Source organism: Rhodococcus jostii RHA1 (assembly GCF_000014565.1).
GTDB classification, from domain to species: Bacteria; Actinomycetota; Actinomycetes; order Mycobacteriales; family Mycobacteriaceae; genus Rhodococcus_F; species Rhodococcus_F jostii_A.
Window position 1 is genome coordinate 4,124,793 of sequence record NC_008268.1, and the last position, 15,423, is coordinate 4,140,215.

Here is a 15,423-nt window from a genome sequence, read left to right on the forward strand (position 1 = left end):
TCACCTTTCAACTTCTGTGAGCGTCGCCGCGGCAGAGCAGGCCCGGAGTTCAGTGGTCCGGAAATGCAGTTCCTCCGACAGGTCACGAGAAGATAGAAGTAAAGCTGTTCGTCGGGAGCTTCGGCTGCGAGAGCGTCGTGCGGTGTGGTGCTCTCACTGTCGGCCACCTTCGAGGTGGGCGTCCTGGCACAGCGTGCACAGTTGGTACGCCCGATCAGAGCACGGACGCGTCGGGCGGTCCGTGAACTGCGGTAGCTGTGTACTCAACTACGACTAACCGTACGGTGCCGGAACCGGATACGCGACACGGGGGCGTCCGCCGGACAGCGTTGTGGCCCATGACCTGGGGTCATGGGCCACAACGTGTCGTCCTGCGGGTCGGCTCAGTGCTGCAACACCGGGTAGTCGGTGTAGCCCTTCGCGCCTTCCGAGTAGAAGGTCTCGGGGTCCGGGGTGTTGAGCGGCAGGTCTTCCTGCCAGCGCCGCACGAGATCCGGGTTGGCGATCGCGGGACGCCCGACGACGACGGCATCGGCGTGGCCGTCGTCGAGGATGGCCAGCGCCTCGTCGCGGGTGGTGACTGCTCCGAAACCACTGTTGATCAGCACCGGACCGCCGAAGCGCGTCCGCAGGTCCTGCGCAAGGGGCCCGGACGGGTCCTTGTGCAGAATGCTCAGGTAGGCGGGCTTCAACGGAGCAATGGCGTCGACCAGCGCGCCGTAGGTGGCCCGAACGTCGTCGGCGTCCAGTTCCAGGGCGTCCTGGATGTTGTGTTCGGGTGAGATGCGGATACCCACCCGGCCTGCGCCGATGGCGTCGGCCACGGCCTCGACCACCTCGACGACGAAGCGTGCCCGGTTCGTGGGGGAGCCGCCGTACGCGTCCTCACGCAGGTTGGACGCCGGGGAGAGGAATTCGTGCAGCAGGTAGCCGTTGGCGGCGTGGATTTCGACCCCGTCCATCCCGGCTGCCACCGCGTTCCGCGACGCCTGGACGAACTCCTCGATGACGGCGGGAAGTTCCTCGGTACGCAGCGCGCGGGGCACCGGGTACGGCTCCTTCCCCTCGTATGTGCGGGTCTCACCGTCGATGGCGACGGCGCTCGGGCCGACTACCTCGTGACCGCCGGTGGTTCCCTCGTGCGTGACGCGGCCGGCGTGCATGACCTGGGCGACGATCCGTCCACCGGCTCCATGCACGGCGTCGGCGACGTTCTTCCAGCCCGCAACCTGCGGGGGTGTCACCAGCCCGGGCTGGCCGGGGAAGCCCTGGCCGGCGTGGCTGGGGTAGGTGCCTTCACCGACGATCAGACCGAGAGAGGCCCGCTGACGGTAGTGCTCGACCACCAGCGGTCCGGGCACACCGTCACGCCCGGAGCGGACGCGGGTCAGGGGTGCCATCACGACCCGATTGGGCAGTTCGAGTTCGCCGAGTGTCAAGGGGGAGAAGAGATTCACAGATATCGGTCTTTCCGTAGGCGTGTTCGGCAGCTCCGTTCTCGGTGCCGCCGCGCAGGATCGGGATCCACTGGGGGAACGGGCCTACGGGTCGGGCTATTCCGACTCGTGACGGCCGTCACTGTGAGGGCACCGTCCCCGAGTCGGGGAATTGCGCTCGCCTACAGGCTGTGGTCGCATTCGAGCAGGGCGTCGAGCCAGAGCAAGGCTTCGACGAGGGCCTGCATGCGAATGAGTGCGGTGTCGGCAGGCACGGGCGGCGGGGGATCGGATCCTGCCCGGTGCCTGCTCTGCAGGTGTCTCACGACGGCGGTGAACAGCCACTCGGCGGGCGCGGGCAATTCCTCGTTCAACTCTGCGGTGTCGTGCACGACGGGTACGACGCTGATGAAGCTGTCGACGGCGTCGGTGACGCTCGAGGCCGGATCCGCGATGAGGTCGGCGATGGTCGTGACGATCCACGCCACGACCGCCGTGAACGCCGACCGGTCGCTGCTGTGGTCGCACGCGAGCTGGGAGATCTCGGGTGCGAGCGCGTGGAAGTCGCGGTCGCCGACCAACGTCAGGAGGCGACCGCCCAGTTCCGCGCCGTCGGCGCGCTGAGGCCCATCGATCATGGCTGTCCCACGGCAGGTATTCGGCGCCGTCAGGTTTGCGGATGGGGCCGAGGGCGTCACGGCCCTAACAGCCGAACGGAATGCACAGAGAACCCGTGCATGCCGCGGCGGCCGCGACAGAAAACGGCTGGTCGAGTCCGGTGGCCAGGACGGTGCCGCCGGCGGCGGGCAGGGCGACCACGGTGCCCGAATCGAACTCGGTGACGTAGTGCGTCCCGCCGGACACCGCCACATCGAACGCGTTGCCCAGGCCGGTGGCGAGGGTGGTGGGCCGGTCGTGACGACCGCCCGACGGACGAGCGGGTGAACGGTGATCGGCGCGTCGGCAAGTCCTCTCCTGGCCCGTGTCCGGAAGAATACAACCCGTCACTGTGCGATCCGCCGGGGTTAGGGCAGGACGTCCGTGCCGCTCAGACCTCTGCTGCGACGGGCGGCTTGACTCCGACGACCGGGCACTGCGCCTCGAGGAGCACACGCTGGGCGACGCTGCCCATGAGGAGTTTGCCGACGGGGGAGCGTCGTCGCATGCCGAGGACGAGGAGCTCGGCGGCGGAGTCGTAGGACGCGTCGATGAGGTTGTCGGCGTGGGAGCGGTCGGGTTCGTTCCGTGCGATGCGGTAGTCGACGCCGGCGGCGTCCGCTTCCTCCCTCGCGGAGTGCAGTTCGGCCCCGAACCCGGGATTCGAGGCGCTGTCGCCGTCCGCGATCACGACGAGATCGGTTGCGCGCATGCGGGCTTCGGCGAATCCGAAGGCCAGGGCACCGCGACCTTCGACTGTCGGAACGTAGCTGAGAATGACGCTCATCGTGACCTCGGCTCGAGTACGGGAGTGGTCAGGGTGCCCTGGGCGAGGTATTCGTCGAGGTTCTGCAGCGTGAGAGCCTCCATCGCGGCCCGGGTCTCGGTCGTGCCGCTCGCGACGTGGGGGAGGAGGACGACGGTGTCGAGGGCGAGCAGCGCTTCGGGCACGTGCGGTTCGCGGGCGAATACGTCCAGTCCGGCACCGGCGAGCTTGCGTCCGGTGAGCAGTTCGACGAGCGCGTCCTCGTCGACGACGCTTCCGCGCGCCACGTTGATCAGGTAGCCGTCGGGCCCGAGGGCTTCGAGAACCGTTCGGTCCACGAGCTTTTCGGTGCCCTTGCCGCCTGCTGCGGCGACGATCAGCACATCCACCCCGGCGGCGAGTGCGGCGGCCGAGCCGACGTACGAGAACGGGGAGCCGGGAACCTCGCGCCGATTGTGGTACGAGATCGTGCAGCCGAAGCCGGTGAGGCGGGTGGCGATGGCGGAGCCGATGCGTCCCAGCCCGACGATGCCGACCCGCGTGCCGCTCACCTTCCGGGTGAGGGGGAAGTTGCCCTCTGCGGGCCAGCGGCCGTCGCGCACGAAGCGGTCGGCGGCGGAGAACCCGCGGAGCGTGTCGATCAGCAGTCCGACGGCGGTGTCGGCCACGCAGTCGGTGAGGACGTCGGGGGTGTTGCTCACGCCGATTCCGAGTTCCTCGGCGAGCACGACATCGGTTGTGTCGTAACCGACTCCGAAGTGCACGATGGCACCGAGGTTCGGTAGGTCCGTCATCAGTGCGGCGTCGACTCCGGTGCGACCGGACGTCACGACCGCGGTGACGGACTCGCCGTGCTCGGCGAGAAAGCCGGTGCGGTCTTCGCCCAGCGGGAGGTCGAGTGCGTCGTACTTCTCGGAGAGCGTCGCGGTGAGGGACGGCTTCAGCGGCCCGACCTTCAGGACGCGTCCTCCCGAAACAGTCTGTACAGCAGCTTCTTTCACGGACGACTCAGTGGTCACCATCGTGCCTCCTGACGAGTGGTGACGCGACTCTCCGCGTCACCGGTTACCCGTACGTTAAGCGGCGCCCGGAATACCTGTCCAACACGTAAATAACATGGATCGATACTCAAACGGCATTGGTCGGCGGAGCGTTGACGTGCGCAGATGTCGAAACTCCCTGTATGTGCCGGTCAGGGGCCTGCCGGCGTGATCGCAGTCTCCATCAATTGTGCGTGTGACGGCCCTCACGAGCTGTTTCGGGCCGTTTCCCCCTGTTGACGCTCCTTCGGGCCGCTCATAGCGTGTGTCTACCGTCACAGGCGGGCCCTCTTCACTCGCGTCGAGTACGCGACACATCCCTACGGAGGACACCATGAGCCCTGCACGTTCGCTGCAGCAGGGAACCCGTTACCGCGCCGTCGTCGTGGCCACCGCCGCACTGACGGTGCCGGCTCTGGTCACAGGTTGCTCGGTGGCCAATTCGAGCCACAGCGACGCCGCCAGCCCCGACACGTTGCGGATCGTGCTCCCGCAGGAGCCGCCCACGCTCGAACCCTGCGACGCGTCACTGACCTCTACCGGAGTCGTCGTCCGCTCCAACATCACCGAGCCGCTGGTGGAACGCAACGCCGATACCGGCGATCTCGAACCGAAGCTCGCCGACTCGTGGGAGCAGACGTCGGACACCGTCTGGACGTTCCGGATCCGTCCGGGCGTCACGTTCAGCGACGGCAGCGTCTTCGATGCCGAGGACGCCGCCTTCTCGATCGATCGCACCGTCAACTCCACCATCGGCTGCGACGTCGACGGGTACGTCTTCGGCGACGACGAACTCGAGGTGAACGCCATCGACTCGTCGACCGTGACGGTGCAGACTCCCGTCGCCGACCCGATCCTTCCGCTGCGGATCTCGTTCGTGGAGATGGTGCCCTCCACCACCGACGCGCAGGACAAGGTGCGCGATCCCATCGGCACCGGCCCCTACGAGATCGACTACTGGGATCACGGGCAGCGACTCGCGCTGGTCCGCAACGACACGTACTGGGGCCCGGCGCCCGAGTACACGCGGGCGATCTACCAGTGGCGGACCGAGGGCAGCGTCCGGGCCGCGATGGTCACCAACGACGAGGCCGAACTCGCCACGTACCTCGGTCCGGAGGACGGCGCGGGCGACCTCGGTGTCGCCTACCCCAACAACGAGACGACGGCGCTGCGCATGATGGCCACCGAACCGCCGCTCGACGATTACCGCGTCCGCGAGGCCATCGACCTCTCCGTCAACCGGGCGGGGATCGTCAAGGCACTGTTCCAGGGTCTCGGCGAGCCGGCCGGGCAACTTGTCGGCAGCAGCATCGTCGGGTTCGACCCCGGCCTGCAGCCGACCCTCTACGACTCCGATCGCGCCGCGCAACTGGTGGCGGAGGCCAAGTCCGACGGCGTTCCCGTCGACAACCAGATCCGCCTGATCGGGCGCACGGGCCAGTTCCCGAAGATCAACGAGACCATCGAGGTCATCCAGAACTCGCTGAGCAAGGCCGGCCTGAACGTGAAGATCGAGATGATGGACACGGCCGGGCAGATGCAGTACCAGATCCGGCCGTTCCCGCAGGGCACCGGACCGATTCTGCTGATGATCCAGCACGGCAACCAGGCGGGTGACGCGCAGTTCACCGTCGACCAGTACATGCGCAGCGACGGATATCAGAGCTACTTCGGTTCGCCCGGATACGACGCGCAGATCGACGCCGCCGAGCAACTCGTCGGCGACGCCCGTCAGGACGCGTTCGCCTCGGTACTGGCCAACGAACCGAAGGAGATCCGGCAGTTCGCGTACATCGCCCACATGAACGCGGTGCTCGCCAAGTCCCCGACCGTGCAGTACGCGCCCAACTCCGCGACCGGCGACGAGATGCGCCTGAGCGAGATGACCCACGCGGACACATCCGCGAACGGCTAACCCACTCTTCCCAGCCCCCCGGAGGAACTGAGATGTCCCAACCGAACCCGATCCGAAGGCGGTGAGTCATGTTCGCCTTCCTGCGCCGACGCGTCTACACCAGCCTCGTACCCCTCCTCGTCGTCCTCTTCGGTGTGTTCCTGCTCGCCCGTCTCACCGGCGACCCGACCAACCTCTACCTCCCGGTCTCCGCGACACCGGATCAGCGCGCCGAGTTCGCGGCCGAGAACGGCCTCGACAAGCCGGTGCTGAGCCAGATGGCCGACTACCTGTCCGGGGTCGTCCACCTCGACTTCGGCGAGTCGCTGCGCACCGGTGAATCCGCCGCGACCATGGCGTTGCGGGCGTTCCCGGCCACGCTGCAGCTGGCGTTCTTCACGATGCTGCTGGCGATCATCGGCGCCATCGTGATCGGTTGCTGGGCGGCGTACCGGCCGAATTCGCTCGCCGACCGGATCTCGAGCCTGCTGTCGATGACCGCGGCCAGCATCCCCGACTTCTGGTTCGCCATCACCGGAGTGTGGATCTTCGCGGTGGTGCTGGGGGTGCTGCCCACGTCGGGTACCGGAAGCGCGCTGTCGTGGATCCTGCCGATCGCCACCCTGCTGATCCGGCCGCTCGGCGTGCTCACCCAGGTGGTCCGCGGTGCGATGGTGTCGGCGCTGTCCGCACCATACGTACGACTGGCCCGGAGCAAGGGCGCCGGCGATCTGCGCGTCGTCACCCATCACGCGCTCCGCAACGCCGCGGCTCCGGCGCTGACGGTGGCCGGCGACCTCACCGTCGGACTGGTCAACGGCGCCGTCGTCGTCGAGGCGATCTTCGGCTGGCCCGGCATCGGCAAGCTGATGATCGACGCGATCCTGCAGCGCGATTTTGCGGTCCTGCAGGCGGCGGTGCTGCTGACCGCGGTCAGCATCTTCGTGCTCAACATCCTGATCGACGCGGGCTACGCACTTCTCGACGCGCGTGTCCGTGAGAAGTCCAAGGTCTAGGAGGCCGCCGACATGTCCATAGACAACGCACCCCGCCTGGACGGAGCCGGCGACGTCTACCCGGGCCCCGACGAGACGCCCGCCGTCGCGGTCCCCGTCGAAGAAACCGTTCCGGCACCGAAACCGTCCCGGAGCAAGGCGCCGTTGTGGCGACTGCTCCTGCGCGACCGGATGGCCACGGTCGCGGCGGCGATCCTGGTGTTCGTGTTCCTCGTCGCCGTCTTCGGCCCGTGGCTCGTCGGCGACGCCGCGACGGATCAGAACCTCGACCAGTCCAACCTCGCGCCGTTCCACGTGGCGAACGGGTGGATGAACATCCTCGGCACCGACCCGCTCGGACGCAGCATGCTCGCCCGCCTGATCGTCGCGTGCCGCACCACCCTCCTGGTGGCGCTGCCCGCGGTCGCGCTGTCCTGCATCATCGGGTCCCTCGTCGGCATGTGGGCGGGCTACCACCGCGGCTGGCGGGAGACGACGGCGATGCGCGTCGCCGACGTCATCATGAGCTTCCCATCGCTGCTGATGGCCGTCGTCGTCCTCTACGTGTTCTCGCCCAGCGCCGCGAACATCGTCCTGGTACTGGCCATCACCCGCATCCCGATCTACCTCCGCACCGCCCGCGCGGAGTCGGCGGAACTGCAGAGCCGGTTGTTCGTGGACGCCGCCCGCACGTTCGGCGCCCGCAGCGGTGCCGTCATCCGCAGGCACGTGTTCCCCATCCTGCTGCCGACGCTGCTCACCGTCGCCACCCTCGACTTCTGCTACGTGATGCTCGCCGAGTCGTCGCTGAGCTTCCTGGGCATCGGCATCCAGCCGCCGGACATCAGCTGGGGCCTGATGGTGTCCCAGGGCCGGACGTACCTGCAGACGGCGTGGTGGCTGTCGTTCTTCCCCGGCCTCGCCATCGTGATCACCACCGTGTCGGCGACCGTGCTCGCGGCGTGGGCCCGGATCGCCACCGACCCCGCCCAGCGCTGGCGTCTGACCGTCCCGCGGTCGCGCCGCTCCCGGCTGTTCCCCACCCGAAAGGTCGTCTCATGAGTGCACCCGCACCGGCTGTCGAATCGCCCGACGTCGCAGACACCGACCGCGTCGCCCTCGAGGTCGCGGATCTGACCGTCGATCTGCGTACCCCCTCGGGTACGGTCCGGGCCGTCGACCACGTGTCGTTCACCGCGCGGCGCGGCGAGACCCTCGCGTTGCTCGGTGAGTCGGGTTGCGGCAAGTCGATGACCGCGCAGGCGCTCGTCGGCCTGCTCGAACCGATCGCCGACATCACCGACGGTTCGGTCCGTCTCGGCGACGTCGACCTGGTGACGGCGAAGGCCAGGACCCGCCGCACCCTCGCCGCCACCGAACTGGCCATCGTGTTCCAGGACGCGCTGACCGCGCTCAACCCGGTCTACACGGTCGGCAAGCAGTTGGCCGAACCGTTCCGCATCCATCGCGGGCTGTCCTCGAAAGAGGCGCGACGGGAGGCGATCTCGCTGATGGAGAGGGTCGGGATTCCCGAGCCCGAATCGCGCGTCGACTCCTACCCGCACCAGTTCTCCGGCGGCATGCGGCAGCGCCTACTGATCGCGATGGCCGTCGCACTGAGCCCGACGGTCCTGCTCGCCGACGAGCCGACGACGGCACTCGACGTCACGGTGCAGGCACAGATCATGTCGCTGCTGCGGGATCTGCGCACCGAGCACGACATGGCCGTCATCCTCATCACCCACGATCTCGCGCTCGTCGCGGAGGAGGCCGACCGCGTCGCGATCATGTACGCGGGCAACGTCGTCGAGACGGGCCCGGTCGCCGAGGTCTTCTCGTCGCCGCAGCACCCGTACACCAAGGGCCTGCTCGATTCGGTTCCCGTGCACGCGGTCCGCGGCGAGGACCTGAAATCCATCGGCGGCACCCCGCCCGACCTGCACTCCATTCCGTCCGGCTGCGTCTACCAGGCGCGCTGCCCGCTGGCCCGCGACCTGTGCCGCACCACCCGCCCACCGCTCGCCGACGTCGCCACACCCGGTCGCCGCTCGGCGTGCCACTTCCCCGAGGAGATCTCGCATGTCTGAGTCGATTCTGAAGGTGCGGGGCCTCACCAAGACGTTCAAGGTGCCTGCCAACGCGGCGGGCAAGAATCAGTTGCGCGCGCTCGACGGCATCGACCTCGACCTCGCCCGCGGCGAAACGCTCGGGCTCGTCGGCGAATCGGGCTGTGGCAAGTCCACTCTCGCCCGCACGCTGATGATGCTCGAGCGCCCCGACTCCGGTTCGGTGACGTGGGACGGCGTCGACCCGTTCTCGCTGAAGGGCAAGGACCTGCTCGCGTTGCGCCGCCGGGTGCAGATGGTGTTCCAGGACCCGTACGCGTCGCTGAACTCCCGGATGTCGGCGGCCGACATCATCGCCGAGCCGTGGCGCACCCACAAGGCGATGTACAAGACGAGCCGCGACCGGGCGGCGCGGGTGCGGGAACTGCTGCACCTGGTGGGGCTGCGGCCGAGCGACGAGCACCGGTACCCGCAGGAGTTCTCCGGCGGTCAGCGGCAGCGACTCGGAATCGCCCGCGCCCTGGCGCTGAACCCGAGCGTCGTCATCTGCGACGAACCCGTGTCGGCGCTCGACCTGTCGGTGCAGGCCCAGGTGCTCAACCTGCTGAACGACCTGCAGAAGCAACTCGGCATCTCGTACGTGTTCATCTCGCACGACCTGTCGGTGGTCCGGCACGTCGCCGACCGCGTCGCCGTGATGTACCTGGGACGGATCGTGGAGACCGGTGCGACGGACGCCGTCTTCGACCGTCCCGCCCACCCGTACACCGAGGCCCTGATGTCGGCGGCACCGAAGCTGGACGCCGCTTCCCGCGGCAAGCGGATCATCCTCGACGGTGAAGTGCCGTCGCCGCTGAACCCGCCGTCGGGCTGCCGGTTCCGGACCCGCTGCGCCCACGCGACCGACATCTGTGCGAGCACCGCGCCACCTGCAGCGGTCGACGAGCGCGAGAGCGGCCACGTCGCCGAATGCCACCATCCCCGGCGTCCGGTCGAACTCGGCGTCCCCGTCGCGGTCGGGTGAGCGGGGCAGAGTTCGCGATCATCGCGTTCGCCGTCTTTCTCGCCTCGTGCATGCAGGCCTCGATCGGATTCGGGATGGGCATGCTCGCGGCACCCGTCGTCGCGCTCGTCGACCCGGGCCTGCTGCCCGGGACGCTGATCATGACGGCGACGGTCGTCACGGTGATGGTGGTGTGGCGGGAACGCGACGCCCTCGATCTGTCGGGCACCGGGTGGGCGCTGGCCGGCCGGGTGCCGGGCACGATCGCGGGCGCGTTGCTGCTGGTGGTGCTGCCGGAACGGGGGCTGTCGCTGCTGCTCGCCGCCGTGGTGCTGGCCGGGGTCGTCTTCGCGACGCTGGGCTGGGCACCGCCGCCGCGGCGCCGGAACCTCGCCGTCGCCGGCGCCGCGTCGGGGCTGCTCGGCACGGCCACCTCCATCGGCGGACCGCCGATGGCCCTGGTGATGCAGGGGTCGAAGGGGGCGCAGCTGCGCGGCAACATGAGCGCGTTCTTCCTGGTGGGCTCCACGCTGTCGGTGGCCGTTCTCGCCGCGACGGGGTCGGTGCACCGCGAGTCGGCGGTGATGTTCCTGCTGCTGACCCCGGCGACGGTGCTCGGCTACGTGGCGTCGCGGTTCGTGAATCGCCACCTGGACGCTGCACGCCTGCGCCGGGCGTCGATCACGGTGTCCTGCGTGGGTGCGTTGATGCTGATCGGACAGCAACTTCTGTGATGCAGTGTCTGCATCGTTCGATGCTCAACAAGTCTTGGACATGTATCGATCGGGCAACTTAGAGTTTTGGTTGTGAGCGCCTCACGGGCGGCGCTGCGCTGTGAAGGAAGGTTTTCGGAGATGAGTACAACGAGCACCCCGGTCGTCACCGACATGCGAGTGGTCCCGATCGCGGGACACGACAGCATGCTCCTGAACCTGTCCGGCGCGCATGCCCCGTACTTCACCCGGAACCTGGTGATCCTCACCGATTCCGACGGCAACACCGGTGTCGGCGAGGTGCCCGGCGGTGAACCGATCCGCCGTACCCTCGAGGACGCCCGCGCCATCGTGACAGGCCGCAGCATCGGCGAGTACAACTGCGTTCTCGCCGATCTGCGGCGCACGTTCGCCGACCGGGACGCCGCGGGCCGCGGCAACCAGACGTTCGACCTCCGTGTCGCGATCCACGCCGTCACCGCCGTCGAGTCGGCACTCCTCGACGTGCTCGGGCAGCACCTCGGCGTTCCCGTCGCGGCCCTGCTCGGCGAGGGTCAGCAGCGCGAGAAGGTGCAGGCGCTCGGCTACCTCTTCTTCGTCGGCGACCGGAACAAGACCGACCTCGAGTACCAGTCGGGTGCGGCGGAGTCCGACGACTGGCTGCGACTGCGGCACGAGGAGGCGCTGACACCGGACGCGGTCGTGCGACTGGCCGAGGCGGCCCAGGCGCGATACGGCTTCGCCGACTTCAAGCTCAAGGGCGGCGTCCTGGCACCCCGCGAGGAGGCGGCGGCCGTCACGGCGCTGGCCGAGCGATTCCCCGACGCCCGGATCACCCTCGACCCCAACGGCGGCTGGCTGCTGTCGGAGGCGATCGAGACCTGCCGCGGACTGAAAGACGTTCTCGCGTATGCCGAGGATCCCGTCGGGCCCGAGGGCAGCTTCTCCGGTCGCGAGGTGATGAGCGAATTCAAGCGCGCCACCGGACTGCCGACAGCCACCAACATGATCGCCACCGACTGGCGCGAGATGGGACACACCATCCGCTCCGGCGCCGTCGACATCCCGCTCGCCGACCCGCACTTCTGGACCATGAACGGATCCGTCCGCGTCGCCCAGCTCTGCGACGCGTGGGGCCTCACGTGGGGTTCGCATTCCAACAACCACTTCGACGTGTCGCTCGCGATGTTCACCCATGTCGCGGCCGCGGCTCCGGGCGACATCACCGCCATCGACACCCACTGGATCTGGCAGGACGGTCAGCGGATCACCAAGGACCCGTTCGAGATCGAAGACGGTTACCTCACCGTGCCGTCGACCCCCGGCCTCGGTGTCGAACTCGACATGGACCGCGTCGAGGCCGCCCACGAGCTGTACCGGCAGAAGGGGCTCGGCGCGCGCGACGACTCGATCGGCATGCAGTTCCTGGTGCCCGGCTGGACGTTCGACAGCAAGCGCCCGGCGTTGGTGCGCACCTGATGAAGGTCGTCGTCGGCGACCGGAATCTGCTGCCGCATCGCGAACTGTTCGAGTCGGGGCTGCCGTCCGGTGCGACGGTGTCGTGGCATCGGACATTCGACGAGTCGGCCATCGTCGCCGACCTCGCCGACGCCGACGTCTATGTCGGCGGCCGGTTCACCGCCGCGATGGCGGCCGCGGCGCCGAAGCTGCGCCTGCTGCACGTCGCCGGCGCGGGCACCGACAACGTGGCGTTCGACGCGCTCCTCGCGGACACCCTGGTGGCCAACACCTTCCACCACGAGGACTCGATCGCCGAGTACATCGTGTCGGCGGCACTGATGCTGCGCCGCGGATTCCTCCGGCACGATCGCGCCCTCCGTGGCGACGTGTGGGCCACCTCGGTGTACGACGACGCGATCGCGCAGTGCCGGTCGATGCGGGGCGCGCGGGTCGGATTCGTCGGCTTCGGTCACATCGGCCGGCGGTCGTGGAACCTGCTGCGCGCGCTCGGGTCCGAGGGCTGCGCCGTGACCGGGCGGGGAAAATCTCGACGCCGACGCGGAAGGCCTCGCCTGGGCAGGGGGCAACACGTCGCTGCTCCGGCTTATGGCGGAGTCCGACGTCGTGGTGGTGTCCGCACCCCTGAACGATCACACTCGCGACATGATCGGCGGCGCGGAACTCGACGCGCTCGGCCCCGACGGCATCCTGATCAACGTCGGGCGCGGCCCCCTCGTCCAGGAACAACCGCTGTACGACGCGCTGGCGTCGCACCGGATCGCGGCCGCGGCGATCGACGTCTGGTACTCCTACCCCGACGCCGGCGGTCACGGCGCCCCGAGCGCGCTGCCGTTCCGCGACCTGCCGAACGTCCTGATGACCCCGCACTCGTCCGGCGTCACCGACCACACGTTCGTCGGCCGCGTCGGCGACATCACCGACAACATCCGCAGGCTGGACACGGGGCGGACGGTCCTGCGCACTTGTCGCTGAGGACCGCCGCAGTCTTGCGACCTTCTATATAGGAGTTCCTATATAGAAGGAGTCGGTGTCAGCGCGAGTGACAGATCCTGAACGATCGGCGGACGGAATCGCTGCGACCAGGCGATTTGGAAAACGGCGGACGGTTCGCGTAACTTATTCCAAGTCAGAGCGACACGGACACCGACCTTCACCGCAAGGTGAATGCAACGAGGTTGTACGAAGTGCCTGACCAATCCGAAGTTCACCATCGTGTATGGTTGTGCTTCAACCCCGGAATGTCTTCAGCGGGTGCCGGTTTGCGCCGGTCAGTCCGATGAGATAAGCTGGAAAAGTTGCCCCGGAGCGGCTGGCAAGTGTGCCAGAAGTGATGGTGTGTGCGTGTTCTTTGAGAACTCAACAGTGTGTCGATGAATGTCAGTGCCAAATGTTTTTGGTACTCCGCATCACGGATGATCAACCGCCTCTTGGGGTTTGGTTGTGAGGTGTGGTGTGGGTATTTGCTGGCTCTTCTCCTTCTTCCGTCGGAGGGGGGTCAGTGTTTGAAAATGCTAGTTTGAGTTTTTGATCGCTAGTGATTTGACTCGATGTCTATGACTGATTTCCAGGTTCGCCTGCGATTTCTAGAGTCTTCAACGGAGAGTTTGATCCTGGCTCAGGACGAACGCTGGCGGCGTGCTTAACACATGCAAGTCGAGCGGTAAGGCCCTTCGGGGTACACGAGCGGCGAACGGGTGAGTAACACGTGGGTGATCTGCCCTGCACTTCGGGATAAGCCTGGGAAACTGGGTCTAATACCGGATATGACCTTCGGCTGCATGGCTGAGGGTGGAAAGGTTTACTGGTGCAGGATGGGCCCGCGGCCTATCAGCTTGTTGGTGGGGTAATGGCCTACCAAGGCGACGACGGGTAGCCGACCTGAGAGGGTGACCGGCCACACTGGGACTGAGACACGGCCCAGACTCCTACGGGAGGCAGCAGTGGGGAATATTGCACAATGGGCGAAAGCCTGATGCAGCGACGCCGCGTGAGGGATGACGGCCTTCGGGTTGTAAACCTCTTTCAGCAGGGACGAAGCGAAAGTGACGGTACCTGCAGAAGAAGCACCGGCTAACTACGTGCCAGCAGCCGCGGTAATACGTAGGGTGCAAGCGTTGTCCGGAATTACTGGGCGTAAAGAGTTCGTAGGCGGTTTGTCGCGTCGTTTGTGAAAACTCACAGCTCAACTGTGAGCCTGCAGGCGATACGGGCAGACTTGAGTACTGCAGGGGAGACTGGAATTCCTGGTGTAGCGGTGAAATGCGCAGATATCAGGAGGAACACCGGTGGCGAAGGCGGGTCTCTGGGCAGTAACTGACGCTGAGGAACGAAAGCGTGGGTAGCAAACAGGATTAGATACCCTGGTAGTCCACGCCGTAAACGGTGGGCGCTAGGTGTGGGTTCCTTCCACGGGATCTGTGCCGTAGCTAACGCATTAAGCGCCCCGCCTGGGGAGTACGGCCGCAAGGCTAAAACTCAAAGGAATTGACGGGGGCCCGCACAAGCGGCGGAGCATGTGGATTAATTCGATGCAACGCGAAGAACCTTACCTGGGTTTGACATATACCGGAAAGCCGTAGAGATACGGCCCCCCTTGTGGTCGGTATACAGGTGGTGCATGGCTGTCGTCAGCTCGTGTCGTGAGATGTTGGGTTAAGTCCCGCAACGAGCGCAACCCTTGTCTTATGTTGCCAGCACGTAATGGTGGGGACTCGTAAGAGACTGCCGGGGTCAACTCGGAGGAAGGTGGGGACGACGTCAAGTCATCATGCCCCTTATGTCCAGGGCTTCACACATGCTACAATGGCCAGTACAGAGGGCTGCGAGACCGTGAGGTGGAGCGAATCCCTTAAAGCTGGTCTCAGTTCGGATCGGGGTCTGCAACTCGACCCCGTGAAGTCGGAGTCGCTAGTAATCGCAGATCAGCAACGCTGCGGTGAATACGTTCCCGGGCCTTGTACACACCGCCCGTCACGTCATGAAAGTCGGTAACACCCGAAGCCGGTGGCCTAACCCCTTGTGGGAGGGAGCCGTCGAAGGTGGGATCGGCGATTGGGACGAAGTCGTAACAAGGTAGCCGTACCGGAAGGTGCGGCTGGATCACCTCCTTTCTAAGGAGCACATCTCCAATGTTGTTGTCACACAGGTGTACAGCGGCTTGGCAGAGACCGTTTAGTCCTCATCAGTAGGGCTGCGGACGCTCATGGGTGGAACACTGACAAACATTCTTTTCACTACTGCCGGCCCGAGTGCCGGTGGGAGAAGAGTTATATCGATGCACTGTTGGGTCCTGAGGGAACACGCGAGTGTTTTTTCTACAGGAAGTGACGACAAGCAAGCACTGCAGGTCAAACCGCAGGAGGGTGTGC

General features: G+C 66.7%; 12 protein-coding genes, 1 rRNA gene and 1 pseudogene. 9 read left to right on the top strand and 5 right to left on the bottom strand.

Annotation, left to right across the window (positions count from 1 at the left end; genetic code table 11):
* Nucleotides 1-383 precede the first annotated feature (383 nt).
* The 5 genes from RHA1_RS19045 to RHA1_RS19060 form a co-directional block, all read right to left on the bottom strand.
* Nucleotides 384-1,457 (bottom strand): alkene reductase, encoded by a 1,074-nt coding sequence (locus RHA1_RS19045; protein ID WP_041811704.1) that lies wholly within the window; start codon nucleotides 1,455-1,457, stop codon nucleotides 384-386.
* 161 nt (nucleotides 1,458-1,618) lie between these two features.
* Nucleotides 1,619-2,074 (bottom strand): hypothetical protein, encoded by a 456-nt coding sequence (locus RHA1_RS19050; RefSeq protein ID WP_011596463.1) that lies wholly within the window; start codon nucleotides 2,072-2,074, stop codon nucleotides 1,619-1,621.
* Nucleotides 2,075-2,138: 64 nt separating this feature from the next.
* Nucleotides 2,139-2,444 carry an NHL repeat-containing protein gene (locus RHA1_RS49505; protein ID WP_011596464.1) on the bottom strand — a complete coding sequence of 102 codons (306 nt, stop codon included), beginning with the start codon at nucleotides 2,442-2,444 and terminating at the stop codon, nucleotides 2,139-2,141.
* Nucleotides 2,445-2,484: 40 nt separating this feature from the next.
* On the bottom strand, nucleotides 2,485-2,880 hold the full coding sequence (locus RHA1_RS19055; protein ID WP_011596465.1) for a universal stress protein: 396 nt from the start codon (nucleotides 2,878-2,880) through the stop codon (nucleotides 2,485-2,487).
* On the bottom strand, nucleotides 2,877-3,881 hold the full coding sequence (locus RHA1_RS19060; protein ID WP_009477016.1) for a 2-hydroxyacid dehydrogenase: 1,005 nt from the start codon (nucleotides 3,879-3,881) through the stop codon (nucleotides 2,877-2,879). Before RHA1_RS19060 ends, RHA1_RS19055 begins: the two co-directional genes overlap by 4 nt.
* 352 nt (nucleotides 3,882-4,233) lie before the next feature.
* Here RHA1_RS19060 and RHA1_RS19065 point away from each other — a divergent pair, with 352 nt between their 5' ends.
* The 9 genes and pseudogenes from RHA1_RS19065 (at nucleotide 4,234) to RHA1_RS19105 (ending at nucleotide 15,165) form a co-directional block, all read left to right on the top strand.
* Nucleotides 4,234-5,817 (top strand): ABC transporter substrate-binding protein, encoded by a 1,584-nt coding sequence (locus RHA1_RS19065; protein WP_041811706.1) that lies wholly within the window; start codon nucleotides 4,234-4,236, stop codon nucleotides 5,815-5,817.
* A 68-nt stretch (nucleotides 5,818-5,885) separates the two neighbouring features.
* Entirely contained in the window at nucleotides 5,886-6,812 is a 927-nt protein-coding gene (locus RHA1_RS19070) for an ABC transporter permease (RefSeq protein ID WP_011596467.1), read from the top strand.
* Nucleotides 6,813-6,824: 12 nt separating this feature from the next.
* Nucleotides 6,825-7,853: an ABC transporter permease gene (locus tag RHA1_RS19075; RefSeq protein WP_011596468.1), complete on the top strand. Its 1,029-nt coding sequence runs from the start codon at nucleotides 6,825-6,827 to the stop codon at nucleotides 7,851-7,853.
* Entirely contained in the window at nucleotides 7,850-8,878 is a 1,029-nt protein-coding gene (locus tag RHA1_RS19080; RefSeq protein ID WP_011596469.1) for an ABC transporter ATP-binding protein, read from the top strand. Before RHA1_RS19075 ends, RHA1_RS19080 begins: the two co-directional genes overlap by 4 nt.
* On the top strand, nucleotides 8,871-9,881 hold the full coding sequence (locus RHA1_RS19085) for an ABC transporter ATP-binding protein (RefSeq protein ID WP_011596470.1): 1,011 nt from the start codon (nucleotides 8,871-8,873) through the stop codon (nucleotides 9,879-9,881). The genes RHA1_RS19080 and RHA1_RS19085 overlap by 8 nt, the downstream gene beginning before the upstream one ends.
* On the top strand, nucleotides 9,878-10,594 hold the full coding sequence (locus tag RHA1_RS19090) for a sulfite exporter TauE/SafE family protein (RefSeq protein WP_011596471.1): 717 nt from the start codon (nucleotides 9,878-9,880) through the stop codon (nucleotides 10,592-10,594). Before RHA1_RS19085 ends, RHA1_RS19090 begins: the two co-directional genes overlap by 4 nt.
* Nucleotides 10,595-10,714: 120 nt before the next feature.
* Nucleotides 10,715-12,052: a glucarate dehydratase gene (gudD, locus tag RHA1_RS19095; RefSeq protein WP_011596472.1), complete on the top strand. Its 1,338-nt coding sequence runs from the start codon at nucleotides 10,715-10,717 to the stop codon at nucleotides 12,050-12,052.
* Nucleotides 12,052-13,027, top strand: a pseudogene (locus tag RHA1_RS19100) (2-hydroxyacid dehydrogenase). The gene gudD and the pseudogene RHA1_RS19100 overlap by 1 nt, the downstream one beginning before the upstream one ends.
* 620 nt (nucleotides 13,028-13,647) lie before the next feature.
* Nucleotides 13,648-15,165: ribosomal RNA gene (locus RHA1_RS19105) — 16S ribosomal RNA — on the top strand.
* Nucleotides 15,166-15,423: the final 258 nt, after the last annotated feature.

What these genes read in the sequence shown, in the direction of transcription:
- RHA1_RS19050 (WP_011596463.1), bottom strand. Translation starts at nt 2,074, where the DNA reads ATGATCGATGGGCCTCAGCGCGCCGACGGCGCGGAACTGGGCGGTCGC.
- RHA1_RS19055 (WP_011596465.1), bottom strand. Translation starts at nt 2,880, where the DNA reads ATGAGCGTCATTCTCAGCTACGTTCCGACAGTCGAAGGTCGCGGTGCC.
- RHA1_RS19060 (WP_009477016.1), bottom strand. Translation starts at nt 3,881, where the DNA reads ATGGTGACCACTGAGTCGTCCGTGAAAGAAGCTGCTGTACAGACTGTT.
- RHA1_RS19065 (WP_041811706.1), top strand. Translation starts at nt 4,234, where the DNA reads ATGAGCCCTGCACGTTCGCTGCAGCAGGGAACCCGTTACCGCGCCGTC.
- RHA1_RS19070 (WP_011596467.1), top strand. Translation starts at nt 5,886, where the DNA reads ATGTTCGCCTTCCTGCGCCGACGCGTCTACACCAGCCTCGTACCCCTC.
- RHA1_RS19075 (WP_011596468.1), top strand. Translation starts at nt 6,825, where the DNA reads ATGTCCATAGACAACGCACCCCGCCTGGACGGAGCCGGCGACGTCTAC.
- RHA1_RS19080 (WP_011596469.1), top strand. Translation starts at nt 7,850, where the DNA reads ATGAGTGCACCCGCACCGGCTGTCGAATCGCCCGACGTCGCAGACACC.
- RHA1_RS19085 (WP_011596470.1), top strand. Translation starts at nt 8,871, where the DNA reads ATGTCTGAGTCGATTCTGAAGGTGCGGGGCCTCACCAAGACGTTCAAG.
- gudD (WP_011596472.1), top strand. Translation starts at nt 10,715, where the DNA reads ATGAGTACAACGAGCACCCCGGTCGTCACCGACATGCGAGTGGTCCCG.